At 37.4% G+C, this 9501-nt stretch carries 10 protein-coding genes, 2 tRNA genes and 1 rRNA gene; 1 reads left to right on the forward strand and 12 read right to left on the reverse strand.

The features are described 5' to 3' along the window. Positions 1 to 138 precede the first annotated feature (138 nt). The 5 genes from KQI76_RS08775 to KQI76_RS08795 form a co-directional block, all read right to left on the reverse strand. Complete coding sequence (locus KQI76_RS08775; protein ID WP_216399944.1) at positions 139 to 903, reverse strand: ABC transporter permease; 765 nt, start codon at positions 901 to 903, stop codon at positions 139 to 141. Further along, positions 900 to 1553 (reverse strand): ABC transporter ATP-binding protein, encoded by a 654-nt coding sequence (locus KQI76_RS08780; RefSeq protein WP_216399945.1) that lies wholly within the window; start codon positions 1551 to 1553, stop codon positions 900 to 902. The genes KQI76_RS08775 and KQI76_RS08780 overlap by 4 nt, the downstream gene beginning before the upstream one ends. A gap of 169 nt (positions 1554 to 1722) precedes the next feature. Beyond that, positions 1723 to 1857: a FeoB-associated Cys-rich membrane protein gene (locus tag KQI76_RS08785; protein ID WP_216399946.1), complete on the reverse strand. Its 135-nt coding sequence runs from the start codon at positions 1855 to 1857 to the stop codon at positions 1723 to 1725. Position 1858: 1 nt separating this feature from the next. Then, positions 1859 to 4012 carry a ferrous iron transport protein B gene (gene feoB, locus KQI76_RS08790; RefSeq protein ID WP_216399947.1) on the reverse strand — a complete coding sequence of 718 codons (2154 nt, stop codon included), beginning with the start codon at positions 4010 to 4012 and terminating at the stop codon, positions 1859 to 1861. A gap of 1 nt (position 4013) precedes the next feature. Beyond that, the gene (locus tag KQI76_RS08795; protein WP_216399948.1) at positions 4014 to 4481 is read right to left on the reverse strand and encodes a FeoA family protein; all 468 of its coding nucleotides are present in this window, start codon (positions 4479 to 4481) and stop codon (positions 4014 to 4016) included. Positions 4482 to 4590: 109 nt separating this feature from the next. Between KQI76_RS08795 and KQI76_RS08800 the strand changes: the two genes are divergently transcribed. Next, positions 4591 to 4815 (forward strand): hypothetical protein, encoded by a 225-nt coding sequence (locus KQI76_RS08800; protein ID WP_216399949.1) that lies wholly within the window; start codon positions 4591 to 4593, stop codon positions 4813 to 4815. Between the two features lie 167 nt (positions 4816 to 4982). On the opposite strand, the gene KQI76_RS08805 is transcribed toward KQI76_RS08800, so the two are convergent. The 7 genes from KQI76_RS08805 to rrf form a co-directional block, all read right to left on the reverse strand. Beyond that, positions 4983 to 5894, reverse strand: coding sequence for a PTS system mannose/fructose/sorbose family transporter subunit IID (locus tag KQI76_RS08805; RefSeq protein ID WP_216399950.1), 912 nt, complete (start codon positions 5892 to 5894; stop codon positions 4983 to 4985). 19 nt (positions 5895 to 5913) lie between these two features. Beyond that, a complete protein-coding gene (locus KQI76_RS08810; protein WP_216399951.1) occupies positions 5914 to 6720 on the reverse strand; it encodes a PTS mannose/fructose/sorbose transporter subunit IIC in 807 nt (268 codons plus the stop codon). 13 nt (positions 6721 to 6733) lie between these two features. After that, on the reverse strand, positions 6734 to 7732 hold the full coding sequence (locus KQI76_RS08815; protein WP_216399952.1) for a mannose/fructose/sorbose PTS transporter subunit IIA: 999 nt from the start codon (positions 7730 to 7732) through the stop codon (positions 6734 to 6736). 273 nt (positions 7733 to 8005) lie between these two features. Continuing rightward, positions 8006 to 8377 (reverse strand): DUF956 family protein, encoded by a 372-nt coding sequence (locus tag KQI76_RS08820; protein WP_216399953.1) that lies wholly within the window; start codon positions 8375 to 8377, stop codon positions 8006 to 8008. Positions 8378 to 9167: 790 nt separating this feature from the next. Continuing rightward, a tRNA-Thr gene (locus KQI76_RS08825) sits at positions 9168 to 9239 on the reverse strand. Positions 9240 to 9244: 5 nt separating this feature from the next. Continuing rightward, a tRNA-Asn gene (locus KQI76_RS08830) sits at positions 9245 to 9319 on the reverse strand. Positions 9320 to 9361: 42 nt separating this feature from the next. Beyond that, a 5S ribosomal RNA gene (gene rrf / locus KQI76_RS08835) occupies positions 9362 to 9474 on the reverse strand. Between the last annotated feature and the right edge of the window lie 27 nt (positions 9475 to 9501).

Here is a 9501-nt window from a genome sequence, read left to right on the forward strand (position 1 = left end):
CCCGATAAAATACATTAAAAGCAAGATGACGTATTAATACCAATTAAAAAGTTTACCGCAATATTTTTTGATTAGATGATTCACAGTGTTACCACAACAATACCTGAAATTTGAAAGCACAATTACTCATTTTTTTAGTTAACTTATCAATTGTTTCCGTTCATTAAAGAATTGCTTATAAGCAAGGTAACCAGCAATGATACTTGAAATACTATTTACCCCAATGATCATAAACATCACTACAATTTGGTATCGAATTGCTTCTGTCGGCTCAATTCCCGCAAAAATCAAACCCGACATCATTCCAGGTAAACTAACTAATCCTACAGTTTTTGTGCTATCAATTGAGGGAGTCATACCAGTTTTTATACTTTCTCGAATAATTGACATTGAAGCTTGTTTTACATTTGCCCCTAATGCTAATTTTTCTAAGACTTGTTGACGTTTATCAGTAAATTGGCTGCTTAACGAACGATAGGTTAAACCTAAAGCAATCATTGCACTACTCGCAATCATTCCGGTAATTGGAACAACTTGAGAAGGAACCCAGTCAATCGCTCCAGTGATAATAAGAATCACTAAGGTTACACTTGTCCCTGTTCCAATGGAGATAAGGGAAATCAACAAAGAGTGTGGAATTCCCTCGCTTCGTTTATGCGCATTAAATCCAGCATTAAAGACAATGAAAAGGACGATCGCAAAGGTGAGTAATAAATGATTAACAGAAAAGATAACATCTAGTACATAACCAATCACAAATAATTGAATAACCGCCCTTACACCCGCAATAAAAATTTCATTACCTAAATTAAGCTTTTGCTTATAATCTATAAAAATGGCAATCAACAATAATCCTGTTGTAAACAATAAAGAGAGATTATTTATTTCTAAATTCCCATTCATATCGCTTCCTCCAATCGACCATCCATTAAACAAATTAAACGGTCCGCTTTGGCTATTTGTTTTTGATCATGTGTAACCATCAAAATCGTTTTTCCTTTCTCCCTATTCAACCTTTCAATCATTGCTAAAATAATTTCACTATTCTTTTGATCCAATGCACTTGTTATTTCATCTAATAATAGCAGTTCAGGCTCAAATAATAAGTTCCTGATTAAGGCCACTCGCTGTATTTCTCCACCAGATAATTCTTTAATCGGTTTATCAAGATCGGTCGATTGTAATTTAACCTGTTCTAAGTATCCTCTCGCTTTCTCTTCTGAAAAAGTTTCACCACGAATGAGATAAGGAAAAGAGAGATTATCTCGAACGGTTTGATCAAACAAGCTGGCATTTTGGAAAAAGTAAGAAACCTCTTTACGATACTTCGTTGGCTCGATTGCCTCAATCGATTGATTTTTATATAAGATCCTTCCCTCGGTTGGTGATAAAATACTACCAATTATTTTTAGCAGGGTGCTTTTACCGCTCCCGGAAGGACCAGATATGACAATCTTTTCACCTTTCTCAATATTAAAAGATATTCCTTTTAAAATACAATCTCCTGAAGACTTTAGGCCAATGTGATCAAGAGATAAAATAGTTGAACACATATGTTATCCTCCTACTTAGGTGTTTATTTTTGTTTGATTTCCCCGATATCCCATTTTTGATATAAACGAATCTCTATCAACTCATATCATAATTATAGGACATACTCAAAAGAATAGCCAAATCAAAAAAACTGCAATCTTATGCAATCAGATCACAGTTTTTAATGATTTATGATTTATCTTGTTTCTGTTTAATATTACAATCGAGATTACACGCATCACAAGATCCGTTTCCTTTAAATTGACGATAAATTACCCAGCCACTAAAACCAAAAATGAAAATACCTAAAATAATTGTTGCCATCTTATTTACCTTCTTCAATAAGTGTTAATGTGTCCATATTAAACGATGAATCCTTTTGGCTTGGTTTTCTCACAACAAAGTAAATCAGCAAGAACAAAACCACGACCGCTGTAAGTGTCCCGAAAGTCAATGGTGCTTGTTCAAAAATGACCGAACCAAATTGATAGATTAAGAAAGAGACCGCATAGGCCAAGCCACATTGATAACCGATGGTAATTAAAGTCCACTTCACTTGACCCATTTCTCGATGTATAGCCCCAATTGCTGCAAAACAGGGGGCACAGAGCAAATTAAAGGCTAAGAAAGAATAGGCAGCCACAGGACTAAAATCATGCTGTACGATGTTCCATACTTCCTGACCATTTTCAGAAAGGGATTCTAGATTTCCGTATAGAATACCGAATGTACTTATAACGTTTTCCTTAGCGACTAAACCTGTTATCGAAGCAACAGCACCCTTCCAGTGCCCCCAACCCAAGGCTGAAAATAGAGGCGCAATTAATCGCCCTAAAGCAGCTAAAATACTTGAGTCCTCTGGAACCTCTTGTAAGCTAAAGTTGTAACTTGACATAAACCAAATAAGAATACTTGAAACTAAAATAATAGTTCCTGCCTTTTTAATAAAAGCAATCACACGATTCCAAGTTTGCATAAAAATATTTTTTATTTGTGGTAAATGATAGCTTGGTAACTCCATAATGAATGGCGCTGGTTTGCCACCTAATGCCTGCGTTTTCTTAAGAGCAATCCCCGACAATACAATTGCCGTCATTCCAATAAAATATGCTGATGGTGCTACCCAGCTGCTGTTCGGGAAAAAAGCCCCCGCGATTAGAGCGATAATCGGTAATTTTGCTGAACAGGGCATAAACGTTGTCACCATCACTGTTAACCGACGATCATTCTCATTCTCAATTGTACGACTAGCCATAACACCTGGTACACCACACCCAGTCGCTATCAACATCGGAATAAATGATTTGCCAGAAAGACCAAACTTTCGGAATAGACGATCCATGACAAAGGCAATTCGAGACATGTAACCACAATCCTCTAAAATAGCCAAACAAAGAAATAGGACAGTTATTTGCGGTAAAAAGCCTAATACAGCGCCTACACCTGCAATGATCCCATCTAAAATTAAGGCTTGCATCCAACCAGCGACTCCCCAACTCACTAGTAGGTTCTCAACAAAGACGGGAACGATTTCACCAAACAAGCGATCATTAACCCAATCTGTTGCCATCGTTCCAACTGTTTGTATAGATAGATAATAGATTCCCCACATAACTAAGGCGAAAATTGGCAGAGCCAAATAACGATTTGTCACAATTCGATCAACTTTATCACTCATACTTAATTTAAAATCACTGTCTTGTATCATACATAAAGAAATTAAACGGCTAATTAATTCATATCGTTCATTAACTAATATAGCATCACTTTCTTCATCAAAAACTTTTTCCGTGATTTTAATAATTTCTGTAATCTCTTTTTCCTGAAATGGGCTTAGCTTTAAATGCTTCGTATTTAAAGCGTCTTTTTCAAAAAGTTTAATCGCATACCAACGCGCTTGTTCTTTAGGTACCGTATTTCCTAAAACACCAATGATTTCACTTAATGCTGCCTCTAATTGTGGACTATATTCAGGATATTCATGGCTAAAATTAGCTGCTTCTTTAGCTGTTGTTGAAATTAACTGAGTTAATCCTGTATTTTTCAATGCACTAATTCCTACTACTGGTGTACCTAAACCATAATTTAATTTGTCTAGGTTGATCTTTCTACCGCTCTTTTTCACAACATCCATCATATTCATCCCTATAACAACCGGTAAACCTGTTTCTAACAATTGAATCGTTAAATATAAATTTCTTTCTAAATGACTCCCATCTACAATATTGATAATTGCTTCTGGTTTATTTTTTATTAAATATTCTTGAGTAATGACTTCCTCGGGAGTATAAGGTGACATGGAGTAGATCCCCGGTAAATCGTGAATATTAATCTTATTATCCTCTTTTAGCCTTCCACATTTCCGTTCGATTGTCACACCGGGCCAATTCCCAACTGACTGATTTGCACCTGTCAAAAGATTAAATACACTTGTTTTGCCACTATTCGGATTCCCCACTAATGCAAACTGTCTCTCCATATTATCCCAACTCCTTTTGTACCAAGACAAGTGATGCCTCATCTTTTCTCAAAGACAAATCATATCCACGTAGGGTAACCTCAATTGGATCCCCTAAAGGTGCAAGCTTTTGTATATATACTTTAACGTTCTTTGTCATCCCCATATCCATTAAACGTCTTCTTATTGCACCCTTACCATGGATACTAACAACCTTTCCATATTCTCCAACCTTCAATTGGTCTAAAGGTAACCATTCCTGCTTTTCTTTGATTTCTTCTATATAGATCTTCTCTAAAATAGTGCTATCTAACGCGATTCGGCTCTTCTGCATTAACACAATCCCGGATTGACCTTGAAGCTCCAATAATGAGATCTTACTGCCTGGAACTATACCAATCGCTTGCAAATGATTTTTAGTTTCCCCCTCTATTGTTAAAGAGTGAACTTGATAAATGTGATTTACTTTTGCATTCATTAAATTTTCCATAAATCGTCCATTCCTTTTATATAATCATAAATGTATTTAATTGATGTTGATAATCATTATCAATATCCTACCCCCTATTTTTAATGAAGTCAATAGAGTTTCACACAATATGATCAAAATTTCACAAATAGATCTAGATGATTCATCCCAAGTGCGATTTGAACGATACGGCGATAATTTTCTAAATAAAATACTTGATATGATTATTGAAAAACTATCTGAAAATAATCTGTTCGGTAAAGTATTTGACGAACGTCTTCACAAAGTGCCAGCAGGTTATGAAAACCAGCAAACAGATTCAATTAAAGGAGGAAATCGGCTTTTATACAATTAACGGAAATTTAAACTGAAATCAGTATGGTTAAGACTGAAATAATACGGGAGTTTAGGCCATGCCTGCAGAAAGCGTCCACCTGAAGTGGAAATCAAGGAAGTTAGAATGCATAACAAAAGGTATAGTCGTTTAATTCTTCGACTATACCTATTTTTATGTTCTTTATATTACATGATATTCAGAAGATGGAAGGTAACCCCTACTACAAACAACCCAAAAATGATAATAATTGGGGATACTTTCTTCTTAAGCAGCCACATAGATAAAAGTGTTAATAACAACGGTGCCAAGCCGGGGATTAACATATCTAAGTTATCTTGCAGGGTGGTTATTTCAACTTCACTTAATGAAAGCCCTGCATCGAATTGTTCAAAAGCTGTTTTAATTCCTGCTGTTCCCGCGGGTAGGTTTCCCCAATCAATATATGCACCCTCACTCAGTTTAACCGAGGATACAATAGGCGTGAATGTGATCGATACCCACCTGTTAACCAACGCTCCAAGGATGAACATACCAAGAATCGATGCACCCTTCGTTATGTCTTGGAGAAAACCGCCGGATAAATCGTCTGTAATTTTTGAACCTGCTTTATAACCAAATTCCTGTGTGTACCACATGAATGACATCCGAATAAGATTCCAGAAAAAAAAGTAAATCATAGGGCCCAAGATACTTCCAGCCATTGCTAATGATGCGGCTAATGCACCAAGGATCGGTTTAACCGTAAACCAGAAAACAGGGTCTCCAATACCTGCTAAGGGGCCCATCATCCCAACCTTTACCCCTTGGATGGCTACATCATCTACCGGAGCGCCATTTGCCCGTTCTTCTTCAAGTGCTAGTGTTACCCCAAGAATTGGTGAAGCGACATAAGGATGTGTATTAAAGAACTCTAGGTGACGCTCCAGGGCAGCCGCCCGATCTTCTTTTGTTTTATATAATCTTTTAATGGCAGGAATCATAGAGTAGGCCCAGCCACCATTTTGCATACGTTCATAGTTCCAGGATCCTTGAAGGAAAGTTGAACGCCACCAAATAGCAATACGATCTCTTTTTGTTAATTTTATTTCTTGTGCCATTTCAATCTATACCTCCTTCTTAGTAATTATCGATTATATCCCCTATAGGGTCACCGGTATTACTACCTCCACCTGTACCAGAGCCACCCATTTTCGAAAGCGAAAGGTAAATAAGTGCCAGAGAAAGTCCGATTGCACCGAGACCAATCAGGGTGATTTCCGAAATAGTTGCTAAGACAAACCCAATTGCAAAGAATGGCCATACTTCTTTAGTAGCCATCATATTGATTACCATGGCATAACCAACAGCTACAACCATTCCCCCGCCAATCGCTAATCCATCTGTCAGCCAATCAGGCATCGATTCAAGCAGATTTCGAACTGGATCTGCACCAACCGCTAGAATAAGTCCCGCTGGAATAGCGATCCGTAATCCTTGCATGCTGATTGCAACCATTTGCCATATTTCAATTTTCCGGATGTCCCCCTTTTTAGCCGCGGCATCCATAAAGTGAACAATACCAGTGGCAAGCGTACGGACAATAATTGTCAACAATAAACCTGCAACTGCAAGTGGAACAGCAATTGCTATGGATGAAGAGACACCTGCCTCTCCTTGCCCACTTAAAGCTAGTATAATTGCAGAGGCGACGGATGCGAGTGCTGCATCTGGTGCGACTGCGGCCCCAATATTTGCCCAACCAAGAGCAATTAATTGAAGGGTACCTCCTAAAATAAGCGATGGAACTAAGTTTCCTGTAACCAAGCCAATGAGGGTACAGGCAATAATGGGTTGATGGAAATGGAATTCATCCAAAATGCCTTCTACCCCGGCTAAAAATGCTACAATTAAGACCAAAATGATTTGAATAACATTCAAGTCCATCATTCATCCTCCTTTACTTCACATGATTTCCATGTTTGTTTATTTCCGCTTGAGCTCGCTTCAAAATATTGTCCATATTATCCTTTGCATCGCTCGGCACTTTACGAACATCAAATTTCAAGCCATATTGCTTCAATTTATTGAATGTATCGATATCATCTTGACTGAAGGCCAATGTTTTATTTGGTTGCACTTTACCAGTTGTATGCGCCATTGAACCAACATTAATCGTATCTAATGGAATACCACCCTCTACCGCACGAAGTACATCTTGCGGGTTTTCGAAAAGCAGTAATGCCCGTTGCCCACCAAAGTGTTGATTGTCTTTTGCAAGCTCAATCATCTTATGAACCGGAACAGTATGTGCTTTTACCCCTGGGGGTGCAGCTTGTTGGATTAATTTTTTACGGAGTTCATCCTTTGCAACTACATCGGATACGACAATGATTCGTGTTGGATTCGTAGATTTTGTCCAACTTGTTGCCACTTGTCCGTGCAATAATCGTGAATCAATGCGTGCCAGCACATATTGAAATTTCCCCGGTGAACCTGCAGAAATCGTATTTACTTTCAGTGTTTCTGCTTGTACCTTAAGTTCAGGTGCTTTTGGCAGCAGGGATTCTGGCAACAGATTAATCCCCTCTTTCGCAGTATTTATAATCTGTGCCGCAATTTCATGCGCTGTTTTCATCGACTTGCGAGACACCAGTGCTTCAATTAACATGGGTAAATTTAAGCCAGCAACAATCGCCCATTTATCTTGATGTTCTTCGTACAGACCATTCGCTTCATTAAAAGGCGTACCCCCCCAAAGGTCAACCAAGAATAATACTTCATCTGGATTATCAAAAGAGGCAATCGCTTGTTCCATTTTTACTTTTAAATCATTTGGTCCCTCACTCGGTGTAAGAGTAACAGCCTGAATATTTCCTTGTTCTCCGGAAATCATCTCTCCAGACTGCAAAATACCTTTGGCAAAATCACCATGGCTTGCCAGAATAATTCCGACCATACTTTTACCTCCCTCGGATTAGATTTGTAACCCTGTTGAAAACAATCATTTTACATATTATTAAGAAAGCAACCATGTACAGAAACTATTCCATTTCCAATTCATTACGCAAATATTTGCAAGCAGATAAGCTATCTTTTACAGGCGTGTAATCTATCAGCTTTCGGTTGCTTCTGAAGAATGGTAAAACGATAAAAGCTCGTATTTACTTATAAAAATGATCAAATAATTAACATTAATAGGACTTCACTTTTTGAGATCTAAATCGAACTTTTACCTTTTTACAATGTTTTTTAAACCGCCTTTGATTACATCAAAAAAACTTAACGATTGGACGATGCGATCAGAATCAATGTACCCACGAACTGCACGTAGTACCCTTTTTGGATCTTTAGAGGAGAATATAAACTTACCATTTTTCTTTGTTTGAATTGCATAACGTGGAATCCATTTCCCTTTGAAGAGAATGGAAGCAACAACATAATCAACCTCTTCCCAAGGAATTTGAATATACTTTTGGATATTACGGTCGTTATAAAATTCAAAACCCTTATCTCCAGTTATGATTTTGCCGTACTCTGGCAGCCCAAGATGTGAGGTTGCATCGATTACTAGCTCAACTTTTGTATTCATTGATTGGATCATTGTCCCTACTCCATTTCATTATTCAAGATTGTGATACTGCATGTAAAAACAAATGAGGTCAGGATTGACATCATCAAAGAGAAAGTAAGAAATAGATAACCTACCATGTAAAGCTTTTTTCCCCCTTCCATAACCATCTTAAAGTTATAAATCACAAAACTACCAAACCCCTAACTTATTTCTACATGTTAAATTCTGTTATATTTAATTCATATAAACGTTATTATAATCATGGCAAGATGTTTTAGAAGAAATAAGTTATGTTGCTGTTGTGGCCTATGAATAATTTTTTAACATAATGCAGGATTTTAGATTGTTTACTACATTAGTATGATTCATTTGAAGAATACAGAATTAAAACAAACGAAAAATTTTTTGTATTAGAAATGATCGAAGGAAATGGAAATAGAAATCATTCATGATGGAGCCATATAGAGAGGAGATGGGGGCTAGAAATATCCACATCCTGCAAAGAATAAAAATAAGACATTTGAAAAATAACGCTATCCTATTATTGTTTCGACACAGGCAAAAGGATTGGGATTGAAAACTACAAAATCAGAAGATACTCGAGCGGTGATCTTATCGCGGAAATTAATGCAAAGATTACACAATCTTTATGATGGAAAATTGAAATTAAAAAATAACAATGAGTAAATAGCAGAGGGGGATATGAGGATATAAATGGTAATGGGGTATTTTTACTATTTTTTAATAAATATAGCTATCCTTATAGAATACAGAAAACAAAAAAACGCTCAATCCCCTGGAGGACAAGCGTTTATAGGAGAGCTTCCAGCCGGACTTGAACCGGCGACCCCTTCCTTACCATGGAAGTGCTCTACCACTGAGCTATGGAAGCAAAAATGGCTCCACAGGTAGGATTCGAACCTACGACCGATCGGTTAACAGCCGATTGCTCTACCACTGAGCTACTGTGGAACAATAGTATAAACTATTTATTACTTCACAAAGCTAGATCTGGCTTAGCGACGTCCTACTCTCGCAGGGAAAACCCAACTACCATCGGCGCTGAAGAGCTTAACTGCTGTGTTCGGTATGGGAACAGGTGTGACCTCTTCGCTATTGTCACTAAATCATGATCTTCAATTGTTCAGGTTATA

Source organism: Amphibacillus sp. MSJ-3 (genome assembly GCF_018919165.1).
Classification (GTDB): Bacteria; Bacillota; Bacilli; order Bacillales; family Amphibacillaceae; genus Amphibacillus.

Bases quoted from the DNA above. Each gene is read 5' to 3' on its own strand.
- KQI76_RS08775 (WP_216399944.1), bottom strand. From the start codon at position 903: ATGAATGGGAATTTAGAAATAAATAATCTCTCTTTATTGTTTACAACA.
- KQI76_RS08780 (WP_216399945.1), bottom strand. From the start codon at position 1,553: ATGTGTTCAACTATTTTATCTCTTGATCACATTGGCCTAAAGTCTTCA.
- KQI76_RS08785 (WP_216399946.1), bottom strand. From the start codon at position 1,857: ATGGCAACAATTATTTTAGGTATTTTCATTTTTGGTTTTAGTGGCTGG.
- feoB (WP_216399947.1), bottom strand. From the start codon at position 4,012: ATGGAGAGACAGTTTGCATTAGTGGGGAATCCGAATAGTGGCAAAACA.
- KQI76_RS08795 (WP_216399948.1), bottom strand. From the start codon at position 4,481: ATGGAAAATTTAATGAATGCAAAAGTAAATCACATTTATCAAGTTCAC.
- KQI76_RS08800 (WP_216399949.1), top strand. From the start codon at position 4,591: ATGATCAAAATTTCACAAATAGATCTAGATGATTCATCCCAAGTGCGA.
- KQI76_RS08805 (WP_216399950.1), bottom strand. From the start codon at position 5,894: ATGGCACAAGAAATAAAATTAACAAAAAGAGATCGTATTGCTATTTGG.
- KQI76_RS08810 (WP_216399951.1), bottom strand. From the start codon at position 6,720: ATGGACTTGAATGTTATTCAAATCATTTTGGTCTTAATTGTAGCATTT.
- KQI76_RS08815 (WP_216399952.1), bottom strand. From the start codon at position 7,732: ATGGTCGGAATTATTCTGGCAAGCCATGGTGATTTTGCCAAAGGTATT.
- KQI76_RS08820 (WP_216399953.1), bottom strand. From the start codon at position 8,377: ATGATCCAATCAATGAATACAAAAGTTGAGCTAGTAATCGATGCAACC.